Origin of the sequence: Paenibacillus mesophilus (assembly GCF_005938385.1) — a bacterium.
Classification (GTDB): domain Bacteria; phylum Bacillota; class Bacilli; order Paenibacillales; family NBRC-103111; genus Paenibacillus_AB; species Paenibacillus_AB mesophilus.
Map to the genome: position 1 here is coordinate 208,753 of NZ_VCRA01000009.1, position 14,817 is coordinate 223,569.

The 14,817-nt window shown below is 53.4% G+C and carries 10 protein-coding genes; 8 read left to right on the forward strand and 2 right to left on the reverse strand.

Features of this window, described 5'->3' with window-relative positions; all coding sequences use genetic code 11:
* Positions 1-23 precede the first annotated feature (23 nt).
* A complete protein-coding gene (locus FE783_RS18145; RefSeq protein ID WP_158301893.1) occupies positions 24-1,814 on the forward strand; it encodes a PAS domain S-box protein in 1,791 nt (596 codons plus the stop codon).
* Positions 1,815-1,823: 9 nt separating this feature from the next.
* Here FE783_RS18145 and FE783_RS18150 read toward each other — a convergent pair whose 3' ends face one another.
* Complete coding sequence (locus FE783_RS18150) at positions 1,824-3,788, reverse strand: stalk domain-containing protein (RefSeq protein ID WP_138880798.1); 1,965 nt, start codon at positions 3,786-3,788, stop codon at positions 1,824-1,826.
* Positions 3,789-3,954: 166 nt separating this feature from the next.
* Between FE783_RS18150 and FE783_RS18155 the strand changes: the two genes are divergently transcribed.
* Positions 3,955-5,682, forward strand: a complete 1,728-nt coding sequence (locus FE783_RS18155) for an ABC transporter ATP-binding protein (protein WP_138880799.1) — start codon at positions 3,955-3,957, stop codon at positions 5,680-5,682.
* 135 nt (positions 5,683-5,817) lie between these two features.
* On the opposite strand, the gene FE783_RS18160 is transcribed toward FE783_RS18155, so the two are convergent.
* Positions 5,818-6,714 (reverse strand): helix-turn-helix domain-containing protein, encoded by an 897-nt coding sequence (locus FE783_RS18160; RefSeq protein ID WP_158301894.1) that lies wholly within the window; start codon positions 6,712-6,714, stop codon positions 5,818-5,820.
* Positions 6,715-6,882: 168 nt separating this feature from the next.
* Here FE783_RS18160 and FE783_RS18165 point away from each other — a divergent pair, with 168 nt between their 5' ends.
* From FE783_RS18165 to FE783_RS18190, 6 genes are all read left to right on the forward strand, one after another.
* Positions 6,883-7,926, forward strand: a complete 1,044-nt coding sequence (locus tag FE783_RS18165; RefSeq protein WP_138880801.1) for a Gfo/Idh/MocA family protein — start codon at positions 6,883-6,885, stop codon at positions 7,924-7,926.
* A gap of 43 nt (positions 7,927-7,969) precedes the next feature.
* On the forward strand, positions 7,970-9,316 hold the full coding sequence (locus FE783_RS18170; protein ID WP_158301895.1) for an ABC transporter substrate-binding protein: 1,347 nt from the start codon (positions 7,970-7,972) through the stop codon (positions 9,314-9,316).
* A gap of 130 nt (positions 9,317-9,446) precedes the next feature.
* Positions 9,447-10,112, forward strand: a complete 666-nt coding sequence (locus tag FE783_RS18175) for a GDSL-type esterase/lipase family protein (RefSeq protein WP_138880803.1) — start codon at positions 9,447-9,449, stop codon at positions 10,110-10,112.
* Positions 10,113-10,146: 34 nt separating this feature from the next.
* Positions 10,147-11,133, forward strand: coding sequence for a Gfo/Idh/MocA family protein (locus tag FE783_RS18180; protein ID WP_138880804.1), 987 nt, complete (start codon positions 10,147-10,149; stop codon positions 11,131-11,133).
* Positions 11,134-11,217: 84 nt separating this feature from the next.
* Positions 11,218-12,072, forward strand: a complete 855-nt coding sequence (locus FE783_RS18185; protein ID WP_138880805.1) for a sugar phosphate isomerase/epimerase family protein — start codon at positions 11,218-11,220, stop codon at positions 12,070-12,072.
* A 768-nt stretch (positions 12,073-12,840) separates the two neighbouring features.
* Complete coding sequence (locus tag FE783_RS18190) at positions 12,841-14,814, forward strand: NosD domain-containing protein (RefSeq protein ID WP_138880806.1); 1,974 nt, start codon at positions 12,841-12,843, stop codon at positions 14,812-14,814.
* Positions 14,815-14,817: the final 3 nt, after the last annotated feature.

Sequence of the window (14,817 nt, forward strand, 5' to 3'; positions counted from 1 at the left end):
ATAGGGTCGGAGAGGAGTGGCCGATGGCGAGGAAAAGGAATCCGGACAAAGAAAACATCGCGCTTTTTGACAGCGCATTCAGACATGCTCCTATCGGAATGGCATTGGTCGATATTGGCGGCCGTTTTCTAAAAATAAACGATGCATTGAGCCGAATCGTCGGGTTCGGCGAAGAAGAGCTGCTGAATCGGACATTTCTCGATATTACCCACCCGGACGACATCTATACCGATGTCGTGTATGCGGACCAGCTTCTCTCCGGAAAGCTGGAAACGTACCGGCTGGAAAAGAGGTATGTCCATAAGGAAGGCCATTTCGTCCACACCCTGTTGAATGCGTCGATCATGCGGGACGAACGGGGTAACCCGCTGTACTTTATATCGCATATTCAGGAGAAGCCCGGATGCGGCCTGACGGAGGGCGAGCTTCACGACGAGGAGATGTACCGGCTCATAGCGGAGAAGTCGCAGGATATAATCGCTTATTGCTCGGCCGATCTTCGCATCCGATACGTTTCTCCGGCGGTCAAGCGGCTGCTCGGCTATGAGGCGGAGGAAGTAATCGGGCTGAAATGTATTCATCTGCAGCACCCCGACGATCTGCAGGAGGCCAAAAAAATAATCGGGGACATCGACACATTAACGTGCCGCTTCCGGCATAAGGACAATCACTACGTATGGTTCGAGTGCACGTATCGGATCATTCGCGATTCAAGCGGGAAGATCGAGAATATTTTGTCATTCAGCCGCGACATCACGGAGCGGAGGCAGGCGGAGGAGAAGCTTGCCTTGCAAGAGGAGCAGTACCGGCAGCTCGTCGAGCATTCCCCCGATGCGGTGCTGATCGCCAATATGGAGAAGGGCTTGTATATGAACGAATCGGGGGTACGGCTGCTCGGCGGCTCCTCCGAGGAAGACAAACGGACGATTCTGGAAAACCCGCTCCGGTTCATTCCCGTCCAATACGGGGAAATCGGACGTCTTCGAAACGGACTTGCCGCCGAAGGGAAAACGGCCGAATTTTTCGAGCTGGAGCTCGTCAGGCTGGACGGACAAATCATCGAAGCGGAAGCCCGCTCGGTGCCTACGGTGTTCCAGAACGAGCCGGCCGTCTACACGATTATCCGCGACATTTCCGAAAGGAAGCGAACGCTGGAGCTGCTGAACAATTCCGAGAAGCTGTCGGTCGCGGGGCAGCTGGCCGCCGGAATCGCCCACGAAATCCGCAACCCGCTTACGGCGATCCGGGGTTTTCATCAATTGATGCAGAAGAACGGGCCGAAGAAGGAATATTTCGACATTTTGTCGTCGGAGTTAAGCCGGATCGAATTGATCTTGACCGAGCTGCTCGTCCTGGCCAAGCCCCAGCAGGCCAAATTCGCAAACGGCGACATCGTGGCGATCATCTATCAGGTGATGGCGCTGCTGGAAACCCAGGCTATCATGAACAACGTGCGTTTGTTGATCCGCTGTACGGAGCGCTCCCTGTTCATGATGTGCGACGAGAACCAGATCAAGCAGGTATTCATCAATATTATCAAAAACGCCATCGAGGCGATGCCGGACGGAGGGGACGTCATTATCGAAATCAAGCGCGCGGCGGAACGGCTGCTCGTACGGGTGTCCGACCGGGGAGGAGGCATTCCGCAGCATCTGCTCCCCCGGATCGGCCAGCCGTTCTATACGACGAAGGAAGAGGGGACCGGCCTCGGATTGATGATTACGAACAATATTATCGAGAATCACAAAGGCACGATGAAGATCGAAAGCCGGATCGGCGCGGGTACGACTTTTACGATCGAGCTGCCGATTTAAACCGGCCGGTCATTTCGCCTTCGCGATAACGACCGTTCGCGATTCGCCGTCCCAGGTCACCGTGCCGCCGAACGCCTCGCCGACGAAACGGGCCGGCGCCATCGTGAAGCCGCCAACGAGCTGCGCGGGCACCTCGAGCTTCACCGCTTCGCCGTTTATGTAGGCGACGCTTTCTCCGATCGCGATCGTCACGGTCGTGCCGCCTTTGCGCCCGGTCGCCGTCTTCGTGTCGCCGTTCCATTCCACGCTCGCGCCCATTTGCTCGAAAATGGCGCGCAGCGGCGCGAGCGTGGAGCCGTCCATAATGACCGGAGGCTGCTCGAATGTCTGGTCCCGGCCGTCGATTTGGACGGAGATTAGCGACGAGACCGGCACCGTCTTCGTGGCGACGCGCTGACCGGCGCGATTGTACACCCGCAGCTCCAATACGGAGCCGTCCGGTACGTCGCCGGCTCTCAACGGGATGCCGTAAGGGGGCTTCGTTTGCTCGGCGATCGTTGTGCCGTTCAGCACATATTCAAGCTTGCCGATCCAGATGTCGGGGATGCGCACGAACGGCACGATCGAAGTCCGCTTCGCGAACGGGACGGAAGCGTTCCGGTATAGTACCTCATTGGCGGGCTTGGCTCCCGTCTTTACGTCCGTCAGCATGTACGGATCGGCGATTATGCTTTTGTACAAAGCCAGCAATTCCGGATTGTCCCGCAGCAAATAGTCGTTGCGCGATTCCTTGGTCTTCAGGTCGACGTTGAAATACGTAATCGCCTTTAGACGCGGATATTTGACTCGCATGACCCGATACAGCCTGTCCAAATTCATCAGAGCGAAGTCGGTGTGCGATTTGCCGTCCACATTCGTGTAGTGAGACACCGCCGATTCGCTCAGCATGACCGGTTTGCGGTCGGCATAGAGCGCATACAGCTCTTCGAGCTTCTCGATCGGCGTGTTTGCCTCCATGCTCTCGTCCGGATTGCCATGCGAATAAGGCTCGGTGTACAGACTGACACCGACCCAATCGACATACTCGTCCCCCGGATAGAAGCCCGCCATATTGAACCTCGGAACGTCCCCCGGGCTCCATACCATCGCTACGTTGGGCGCTTCGGCGTGCATGACGCTCGCCACGATGCGGAATTTCTCGATATATTTGGCCGCGTCGCCGCTCCATGCCGTCCAATCGCCGTTCATCTCGCCGGCGTAGCGGAGGAAGATCGGAATGCCGGCCGCTTTGGCGGCTTTCGCCCATTGGCGCAAGTAGGCGTCGTCGGCTACGGCATCGAGCCCGCCGAGCGGCTGCCAGGCGATCTGCAGCGCTCCGCCCGCCTCCTTGGCCCGCTGGACATATCGCGCCGGAAACTCCTCCCCGTACGTGGCGTAAGCCAAGTACATCGCATGCTTTCGCCCGTAAATCGCGGTGGATTTGCTGAAAAAGTTACCCATCTCGCTGTCCTGCTCGGAATAGAGGCCGAAGTACATGCCATATTCCGGCTCGAACTTGGCCAGCTTGCCCGACTTGGGCGCATAGGATCGTACGAGCGCCTCGTCCTCCTTGGCCGAAGCGAACAGCTCGACGGTCGTGCGGATTTGGTTCGCCCGCACGAGATCGTTCGCTCCCCAATCTTTGCCGTCCTTCAGCCAGTAGTCGTTCTCCAGCTCGTAATACACAATCGCATTCTCGTAATCGCGGATCGAGTCGTAATATTGATTGATTTTGCCGGCGTACAGGGCTGCCGAATTCCAATCGGCTTGCGCTGCGCCGCCGCGCATCAGGCTGTCCCAGATCGGGACGGCGAGCGCCGTCTGCCCGGCGTTATGGTACGCTTCCGCCCGCAAGTGCATGTTCCACGGATGCTCCTGCTCCGCCTGGACGGCAGGCGGGAAGACGGCGGAGGCGCAGAGCATTCCGGTCAAGGCGATCGCAGCGAGGAGACGTCTTTTGTTGCCGCGCTTGGATTCGTTTCCGTTTATCGTCATGAAGGGACTTCCTTTCCCGGTTATTGTTCGAGAGGTGTACTTGTATCGTAAAGGATAATGGGGGCGATGTCATTACCGGTTCGCATATATCCATTCTTTCCCTTGCCTGTCCGGTCAAAAGCCTATATAATGGGCACGACATTCGACCGATGGGAGCAAGTGAAAGATGAGTGTAATACGCCGTTTCTTTACCTACTACAAGCCGCATAAGCGACTGTTTATGCTTGATTTCGGCAGCGCCTGCGTCGTGGCCGTTCTGGAATTGGCTTTTCCGCTGGCGGTGCAATGGTTCGTCGATTCGTTGCTGCCGCAAGGCGAATGGCGGACGATCGTGCTGGCCGGAACGGGACTGCTCGTTCTGTATATGATCAGCACCGGCTTGCAGTTCGTCGTTAACTACTGGGGCCATAAGCTGGGCATCAACATCGAGACGGACATGCGGCGGCAGCTGTTTCAGCACGTGCAGAAGCTGTCGTTTCGCTTCTTCGACAATACGAAAACCGGCTATCTCATGTCCAGGATGACGAACGATCTGTTCGACATCGGGGAGATGGCGCACCATGGGCCCGAGGATTTGTTCATCGCGTGCATGACGTTCGTCGCCGCCTTCGCGATCATGCTCTCGATTAATCCGGAGCTTGCGCTGATCACGTTCGTCGCCGTTCCACTGCTCGTATGGCTGATCGGCGTCTGCAACAAGCTGCTGCACGGCGCGGCCAGGAAGATGTATGCGGAGATCGCCGAAGTGAATGCCCGCGTCGAGGACAGCATGTCCGGCATTCGGGTAGTCAAATCGTTTACGAACGAAGCATTCGAGATGGAGAAGTTCAACCGCGACAACGCCAATTTCCGCAAGGCGAAGCTGCGTTCGTATTGGATCATCTCGTTCAGCTCGTCCGGCATTTACTTCCTGACGCGCATATTCGCGCTGCTCGTGCTCATGTTCGGAGCGTATTTCAGCTTCAATGGCAAGCTAACTTACGGCGAGCTGATCGGCTTCCTGCTGTACGTCAACCTGTTCTTCAAGCCGATCGAGAAAATTAATGCACTGCTCGAAATGTATCCAAAAGGGATGGCCGGGTTCAAACGGTTTACGGAGCTGCTCGATACGGCGGCCGATGTGGCTGATGAGCCGAACGCCGTAGAGATCGGGGCTTTGCGCGGGAATATCGCCTTCCGCAATGTGACTTTCGGGTACGAAGGGCATGCCAAAGTGCTGCAGCATATCCATCTCCAAATCCCGGCAGGGGAGACGGTCGCGTTCGTCGGTCCTTCGGGAGCGGGCAAGACGACGCTGTGCAGCCTCATCCCCCGGTTCTACGAAGTGGACGAAGGCGCGATCGAGATCGACGGCACGGACATCCGTTCCATGACCCAACGCTCGCTGCGGCGCAATATCGGGATCGTGCAGCAGGACGTGTTCCTGTTCACGGGAACGATCCGCGAGAACATCGCGTACGGGAAGCTGGACGCGACGGAAGCCGAGATTCGCGAAGCGGCGCGTCGTGCGCACCTCGGAGCGTTTATCGAATCGCTGCCGGCGGGCTTCGACACGCAGATCGGCGAACGGGGCATCAAGCTGTCGGGCGGGCAGAAGCAGCGGCTCGCGATCGCCCGTATGTTCTTGAAAAATCCGCCGATTCTCATCCTCGACGAAGCGACTTCGGCGCTCGATACGGAAACGGAGGCGGTGATCCAGCAGGCGCTGGAGGAGCTCTCCGCGAACCGGACGACGCTCGTCATCGCCCACCGGCTGGCAACGATTCGCCATGCCGACCGGATCGTCGTCGTGACGGAGGACGGTATTGCCGAGCAGGGGAGGTACGACGAGCTGGTCGAGCGCGGCGGCGTATTCGCCGGGTTGCATCGAGCCCAATTCGAGACGGTCGGCTGATACGAAGTCGATTTCTATGGGTATCCCCCCGGAAGCAAGCGGAATAAGCTGCGAAGCGGCTTTTCACTTCCGGGTTTTTTTTGCTGCGTTTGGATTCGATTCCGGTTTATAGAGCGCACGTGATTGTTGGATCAGCTAGCGCTTCTGTTCGGATCTCGCTTTGACCGACCGTGTATACTCCGTAGGAGTCATCCCGGTCGTATTTTTAAATTGCCGCGAAAAATGATGCACACTGCAGTACCCGAGCCTTTCGGCAATTTCAGAGAAACTTTTTCTATCCTCCCTGATCGACAACTTGGCTTGTTCGATTTTCAATTGGTTGAAAAGTTCCCTTACCCCCATGTTCGTCTTCGCCTTTACAATCGTCTTTAATTTCGTGCGGCTGATGGCAAACCGGGCGCATAATTGGTCGATCGAGATCGTACCCGAAAGATGCTGAATCATGTACTGGATCACTTGCTCCGCCAACTCCTGAGCGTCATGCTCATTGGCGGCAGTGGACACGGTGGTCGTACGATGTGCCGTATCTCCATAACGAATCAACTCGATCAATAAGATTTCAAGATAATTGCGGATTAACTGATCGCTGCCGAAAGGCGCGTCCAATCGACGAAAAGGGTACTGCATCGTAGGAGAATGAATCGGCGGGTCGAACGACGACTTCCCTTCTTTCACCAATTTCGTTAATATAAACCGTTCCTCATCGCGCAGCCGAAAGGAATTCCCCGAGAAAAATTCCATGCAAGGAGCGTAGCATTCGAAGGTAATAATGATCAGATTGGGCGCGGTGCCGCGCAAAGCTTTGCCGCCATGAAATTCATTCGGCTTATAAAATACGATTTCGCCCTGCCCCAGCTGGAATGTGCGCGAGTCGGTCACGATCTCGATTTCTCCCGTATCCACATAGACCAGTTCCCAAAAATCGTGCTTTTCGCCCGGACTGTCATAATGCCGCGGCAGCTCCTTATAGTAAAACGTGATCAATTTGCGAATTTCCAATTCTTCCTTCAGCAGATACCGTTGATACATCATGTTCCGGCCGGCCCCCCGTCCAATCATGCAAATTAATTGCCTAAGCAGGTAAAGCCTTTTCATGCGGTTTCTCCTATTATAACAAATAAGAATGAACACTTTGAATTCATATGCGCAGAAGTGAATCATTCCCTATTACAACTATTTCGGTAGGGAGAGAAACCAGACATGGGCAAAATCAGGTTGGGGGTTATAGGCTGTGGGAACATAGCCGGATCACACTTTGGGGGGTTGACCGAATTAAGCGATTTGATGGAAGTGACTGCGGTATGCGATATCCTTGTAGAGCGAGCCGAGCAGGCAGCTGCCAGATTCGGGATCCGGACAGCTGTGGCGGATTACAAGCAATTGGTCGATGAAGTCGATGCAGTGCTCATTTCCTTGCCGCACGATCTTCACTTTACGGTCGGGAAGTATTTCCTGCAAGCGGGTAAGCACGTACTAATGGAGAAACCGCTCTGCAATACGGAGGAAGAATGCGTTCAACTGATCGAGACGGCCGAACGGAACGATCGGGTGCTTATGACCGCTTATCCCGTACGCTACTGGCCGGCGATTGTCAAAATCAAGGAATGGATCGATAACAAAACGTACGGGGAACCTTTCCAGCTGTCGATCTGGACCGAGCAATATACGAAATATCCCGAAGGCCATTGGGGCTTGTCGGCCGAGCGTCTGGGCGGCGGACAATTTTTCAGTCACGGCTGCCATTATGTCGATCTGATGATGTGGCTGCTTGGCGATCCGATTCGCGGATTTCACATGGGAACCAATCTCGGGACGCCTTGGATGGAACGGGAAGGGACGAGCAATGTCGTGATCGAGTTCGCAAGCGGGGCGATGGGTTACCATATGGGAACTTGGGGCGCCCGGGGAACGCGTCTCGGATGGAGCCTGCACATCCATTGCACGCACGGCATGATCGAATACAAACGAGCCGACGGCAAGGTCTACTTGCACCACAGCATTAAGGAAGAAAAATCAAACCTCGACACCGATTCCAAAATCACGGTCCTATACGAGGATTCCGCCAGCGGCAAGCTAACCCAGCATGAAACGCGCCATTTCCTAGAATGTATCGCGAACAATAAGCGTCCAATGACTAACGGACCTTCAAGCTTGCAAGGATTGCGCGTGATTTGGCGTCTATATGAAGCGGAGAAGAATCATACGGAAGCTGACCTGAGAGGTCTTGGTCTTAAGGCATACTGAATCATCACGGGTATAACAAATGGAAATAGAGAGGGGTATATACATGAACAAACGAGTTGCCCTGCGGAAAATGGTTGTTATGATCAGCTGTTCGGCGATTTTATCGGGTTTGTTGGCAGGATGCAGCAATCGGAACGAAAGTTCGAAATCGGATGCGCAATCCAAGCCTGCACAAGCAGAACCTGTCGAGCTCGTGTTCTACGCGTTGTCTCCGTTGTCGGGAACGGAGGAGGAGAAGGCGGCGCAATGGACCTCTTATGTGCGGAAGAAGTACCCGCATATCTCCTTCAAATTCATTAATGCTACGGATGACAACACGGTCGACAAAGTTATTCTCTCGAAACAGCCGATCGATATCCTTTTCGGTTCGTTTGCCAACTTTGTTCTTTACAAGGATAAAGACATGGTGGGGGATATGACTGATTTGGTCAAGCAGCATAAATTCGACCTGACAACGATCGAGAAGCCGTATATCGACCTGGTGCAAAGTTCTTTTGACGGCAAATTGCCGCTATTGCCCGTATACGATCTCAGGTTGGGGCTTTATTACAATAAAGATTTATTCGACAAATTCGGCATTCCCTACCCGAAAGATGGAGCCACTTGGGAGGATCTGCTCGTAACGGCCAGACAGTTAACCAGGTCGGACAGCGGCATCGCTTACCGCGGATTAGTAACGGCCGCCGCAGGAGGGGGGCTCGCGATCAATCAATATTCGCTCGGGTATGTGAATCCGAAAACAACGGACAAGGCGGCTATCTTTACCGATCAATGGAAGCGTTTTTTTGAGTCGATCGTTCCCTTGTTTACGGTTCCGGGCTATAACCCGACACCGGAAACAATGGCTGGCGGTGCCCAGCTCAAATCGTTCGAGCAAGGCACGGCCGCCATGCTGCTCGCCTTCAACTCTTATGGCACATTCAGTCTTCCTTCGCTTAAACTGAATTGGGACGTAGTCAGCCTGCCTGAAATGAGCAGCCTGCGCGGAATTGGAGCTCAGCCGTATCCGGTGTATCTGGGCCTCTCTTCCACAACCAAGCATCGAGACGCAGCTGTTCTGGCGATCAGCGAGCTGCTCTCCAGTGAAGTCCAGATCGACCGGTCCTCGAAGTATGGGGTATTCAGCCCACTGAAGGATCCGAAAGCGAAAGCCGCCTTCGGGGAAGCGGCAATGTGGAAAGGCAAAAATGTTCGTGCATTTACGGCTCAAACGCCTGCGGCTCCGGCGCCGGCTGCCAGAGCGGAGTTCAAGACGATCGCCGAAGGCGAGCTTAACAAGGCATTCCTATCCATCGTGACGGGTGAGAAGGATATGAACACCGCGCTGCGGGAGGCGGAAGAAGCGGCGAACAAAGCGTTCCAGCAAGTATTGTCCCAACAATCCAAGTAACAACGTAAGCATTAGCCTCTCGGAATCAACGAGGTCGGTGATCAGCAGCGCGTATAGGGAAAATCCTTGCCCTGACTGGCTAGTCGAACGCCGAGAGGTTATTTTTTATTTGCATACAGGAGGTTAACTTATGCCGGTAAGAGTAAACTTAAAACGGCTGGAACAATCGATTGTCAATTTCGAAAGAGCACCTGTCGTCAAGGGACGAATTTTATTTTACGGGGATTCCTTTTTCACGAGATGGAAACCGGAACCATGGGGTCATCCGTCTCTTGAATCCGTCATAGTCGGCGAAAGCGGCACGGAATGCACGTTGAACCATGGATTCGGCTCCAGTACGGCCGAGGAGCTTTTGTACTATTATCCGCGTGCCGTCAAACCGTACGAGCCGTGCGCCATTGTTTATAAAACGTTCGGCAACGATATGTTGTTTGGTTACAGTCCAAGCGATGTTCTGGAGATCAGCGCCCGGCTATTCGAATACGCGCGCACCGATTTTCCGGGTATTCGATTGTACTTGTTCGGTCCGGAGGGCAACCGTAAACCAACTACGGATTACCACATTCGAAAACGCGAATACGACTCGCTGCTGCGACACTATGCAAGCCAGCATGAAGATTGTACGTATATAAGCATCATGGAGTCCCCGCTATTCTTCTACGATCGTGCCGATATGGGAGATTTCGCAAAGGTGCGCGACGATATTTTCGTTGAAGATGGCGTGCATTTTAATATGAAGGGCTATGAACTGTTCGCTGAGTTTTTTAAAAAGGAATTGGCTTCTATTTTAGTATAATCGTATGAAAAAAATTTTATGGAGGTTCATTTAAATGGGAAAAATTCGTACTGCCGTGGTCGGACTCAGCATGGGATTGAGCCATGCCCACGCCTATAAAAGAGCGGAACGCTCGGAGCTGACTTGGGTCGTCGATCTGGACGAGGAAAAAGCGAAAAAGGTTGCCGGCGAGCTTGGGTGCAACTATACGAAAGACTGGATGTCAATCATCGACGATGTCGATGCCATAAGCTTCGCCACTCCTCACCATCTGCACGCACCGCACGCCATGCAAGCGATTGAGGCAGGAAAGCACGTGCTGATCGAAAAGCCGTTGGCCAATTCGGAGGAAGACTGCCTGAAGCTGATTAAAGCGGCGGACGTTAAAAATGTAAGGCTCATGATCGCCTACATCGTCCGCTATCTTCCGGCCATTCGGAAGCTGAAGGAAGCAATTGACAGCGGCAAGTACGGCACTCCGATCAACGCTCAGGGATGGGTACAGGGCAATCTCACTCCGGCGCCGGGCAGCTGGTTCTCCCGCAAGGAAACACTGGGCGGAGGCGTCCTGTTCAGCCATGGCTGCCATTACATCGACATTCTGCTCTACTTGTTCGGCGATCCGGAAAGAGTCGCTCATTTCGGCACGCGGATCGGCACCGAATGGATGGAAGGCGAGGGTACATCGCAAGCGCTGATCCAGTTCAAAAGCGGAGTGATCGCCAACCTGAACTCCAGTTGGGGCATCAAGGTGGCGAGACCGCCGGCGAAATACCAGATCCATACGACGACAGGACTTCTCCAGGTGGAAAACAGCATGTTGAAAGTGGAATACATTACGAAGGAAGGCTCCGAGGTCATTTACGAGCGCCCTGCGGATTTCGAAAACTTCCCGGGACGCAATGTCCTTTACGAAATCGAGCATTTCCTGGAATGCATTGCAAACGGTACCCGTCCGGAAACCGACGGTGTCGAAGCACTGAGATCGCATCGTACGATCTGGGCGATGTACGAAAGCCAAGGCGTTCCGGTAAATCTGTAATCGGCCTCTGAATGAGCGCCGCGAGGTTCAAGTGGATTATTCGGCCGTGCGTCAAGCGGCCGGCGGAAAGTGAGGGAACGGACGATGAAACCGGGCGTAAAGCTGGCATGCATGACTTTTCCGTACAACAAATATCCGCTGGAAAGGGCGTTGGAAGGCGTAGCCAAGGCGGGTTTCCGGTACGTCTCGCTGGGATTGCCCCATGATGGCAAGCCTGCGTTCAATGACGGGGCGGAGGGCGAAGCGGAAAGAATACTTCGCCTTCTGGATAAGTATGGGCTCGAGCCCGTGTCGTGGATCAGTACGGATGCGCTTGCTCCGCAACACCCGATCGAAAGAGCGCGGAAGCGGATGGATTTTGTGAAGGCACTGGGCGTAAAGGAGTTGTTGTCTCTCGGAACGACCAGCTACAGAAGATTCCCTTCCGAGCCGATCAGCGACGAAGATATGAAGCCGCTGAACGATGCATTTGCCGCGAAGTACCGTCTCGTCGGCGAAGAAGCGGAAAAGCGCGGACTCGTCGTGACGATCAAGCCGCATACCGGAAATACGGCGACGGCGCAGGTGATTGCGGACACCCTCCGCACTATCGGATCTCCTGCCGTGAAGGCAAGCTATGACGCGGGCAACGTCCGCTTCTATGAAGCGATCGATCCCGCGGAAGATTTCCCGGCTATCTCCTCCCAGACGGTTTCGTTTATCGCGAAGGATCACCGCGGCGCACGCGCGGAGGCCGATTTTCCGATACCGGGCGAAGGGGACTGCAACTTCCCGGCGATGTTCGCTGAACTGAAGCGGGTTTCATTCAGCGGGCCCGTCATCGTCGAACGTCTTGAGGGGACCGGCGGCCCGGCGTCGGCCGAGGAGCTCGACGAGCGCGTGGCGAAAGCAAAAGCCAATCTGGAGCTGATGCTAGAGGAAGCCGGTTTCAGCGTATAACGGGAACAAGGAAAGGGATTTGCCGATGGGAACGAATCACTAAACGATCTGAAAAGACCGGGGACGAATCGATTTTTCGTCCCCGGTCTTTTTGCACCTGTACAAGTTTGCTAAAACCATGAACCAGAGAGCTCCTGCGCGCGATGCTCATCGGCAGCAGTGGACACCGTGACGGTAGGATGGGACTGTTCTCCATAACGAATTAATTGTATTAATAAAATTTCCAGATAATTGCGGATGATCTGATCGCTGCCAAAAGGAGCCTCCATGCCACGTATGGGGAAACGCATCGAAGGAGTATGAATGGGTGGATCAAATGTATGGCGCGAAGCATTCAAAGCTGATAATGATCAGATTGGGTGCTTTTCCGCGCAAAGCTTTTCCGCCATGAAATTCATTCTGCTTGTAGAACACAATATCCCCCTGCACTAGCTGAAAAGTGCGCGAATCGGTCATGCCCCCTTTCGTACATGCAAATTAATTGCCTAATAAGATAAAGCGTTTTCATTCCGTTTATCTTATTATAACAATAAGAATGAACACTTTGAATTCATCATGCGCAGAAGTGAATCATTCTTATGAATAAACTACGAAACTGGAGCAGCCAAAGCCATTGCCTTTGGAGCCTGTGGAATTGGTGTTTTACGCGCTGTCGCCGTTATCCGGAAAGAGCATTACATTTTCCAACATAATCTCTCAAACTGTCAAAGTTGCAATACTGAGAAAGAGCAAGGAAACAGAAACATTACTTTATAGAAGGAGGTTTTTATGAGTACAGACAGCATAAACGAAAAAATATCGGTAGACGAAGCGTCGAGTAGGTTGATCACACGCCGGTCATTGATCGCAGTTGCCGGAGCCGCATGTTTGACTACAGCTGCAGCAAGCTTTCTCGGAGGCAATCAAGCCCTCGCTGGTGTAACGGACCAAGTATATGGAACGGGTGGATCACTAACGGCAACAGTGACGGTGGACACGATCGAGGATTTGCGTGATTTGACGGGGATGGTGAATGGCCAAGTTGCGGAGGTCATTACAACAGGACGGGCAGGTCTTTTCCGATGGTCAGCTTCCGATCATTCAACTGATGTTGCTGCCGACACGAAATCAGGTGTATTTATAACGCCTAGTTCTGATCTGACAGGAACCGGAGGGGCATGGGTGCGAGTGGTTTCTGGTGCTGTTGACCCGCGCTGGTTTGGGGCCGACGATTCCGGAGTGAATGATTCCAGCGGGGCGTTCCAGGCTGCCGTCGATTACTTTGGTTATCCCTCAAGCAATCCCGGGGTGACAGCGAATCATGGTGGCGTTATTGTTGTCTATCCGGGAAAATACAAGCTTTTGTCGAGTGTAAGAATTCTGAACAACGTTTTCTTCGTTGGTCATGGAACAAATACGATTTTGGAGATTCATGACGTTGGCTTGATTTTTGGCCGATCCCCCAATGAAACAGGTGGACGAGTTGATGTGCTTGGCGGGGTAAGCAGGTTTAAAATTATAGGCGGTGTCGGCGTCGAAGGACATATCTCCAAGCTGTACGGTTCTACGAACGCCGCCTTTGGTTTTACATCCATCACAACGAACTATGCAGGCTACAAGCTCCCCGATAGCAGTGCGAATGTAAGCACGGTGGGCATTAGAGTTCAGGGCGCGTACGCACCATTCGTTATCTCGGAAAATTTCTTTTACGGGCTGGACAGCGCAATGCAGATCAGGGCGCAATACGGGCTGACGATATGCGATAACAGAGTTTGGTATACGAACGTAGCCGTTGAAACGACTGGGTTGGTAACAACTACTAATATTCGTGATAATACTTTTGAGCGATGCGCAATCGGCGTTTTCTTGAAATACCCTTGTTCGTTTATGCGAATTGATCATAACATAATCGAGGCCAATTATGCGGGTTGTGACCTTCTGATCTACAATAGCGGGGAGGATATCGAAGTAACGCGGAACTACTTCGAAGGCAGTACAAACAACATTGAAATTCGCGGGGATTCCGGATTGCCTTACGCTCCGCACAAGCTGTACTTTGAGCGTAATACGGGGATGAAAGTTCATTGCCGTCTGTCTCAGCTCTACGATGTGTTCTTCAAACAATGCTGGATGAACGGTGTCGACTTTAATCTGTTTGTGGGCGGAAAAATGGGCAACATCGTGTTCGAGGATTGCTATGACGGCCCGTCTGAGAACCCGATGGACGTCAATACCCGTCTCACCTTCAATACAGTGTCTGCTACTTTCGCCAAGTTCATTGAATACCGTGGCAGGGTGCAAGGCGTGGACGTAGGCAATGCAAATTTCCCGCAGCTGGCTACCCGGAAAGCGCAGAGCTATTACGTCGCAACGTCGGCGACAAGTTCCCCGCAGCTAGCTTTTGCAGTCCGTGTGCCAACCGATGCAGTAGACGCCACTCTGATGATCAGAGGGCAAAAGTATATGCAAGGACAGGATACGACGCTTCGTCAAGTAGAATGGAGGGCTGCTATTAAGCGTACCAGCAATTCCGTCTCCAGCGTTGCTGAGATTAAACTGATTTCTGATACCGAGTTTACTACGATTTCCACAACTGCTCTGTTGGCCGCCCCTGTTAGTCCGACTGTCAACATATCCGGTGATCCCAATAAAGAACAAAGCGTAGCATTCAACCTTCTAAATGGGCAAACAGGCGGAACTACTGCCAAATGGGTTTTAAAGGCGGAATTAATCACCAACCACAATGGGGTAGAATTCAGCTAATAC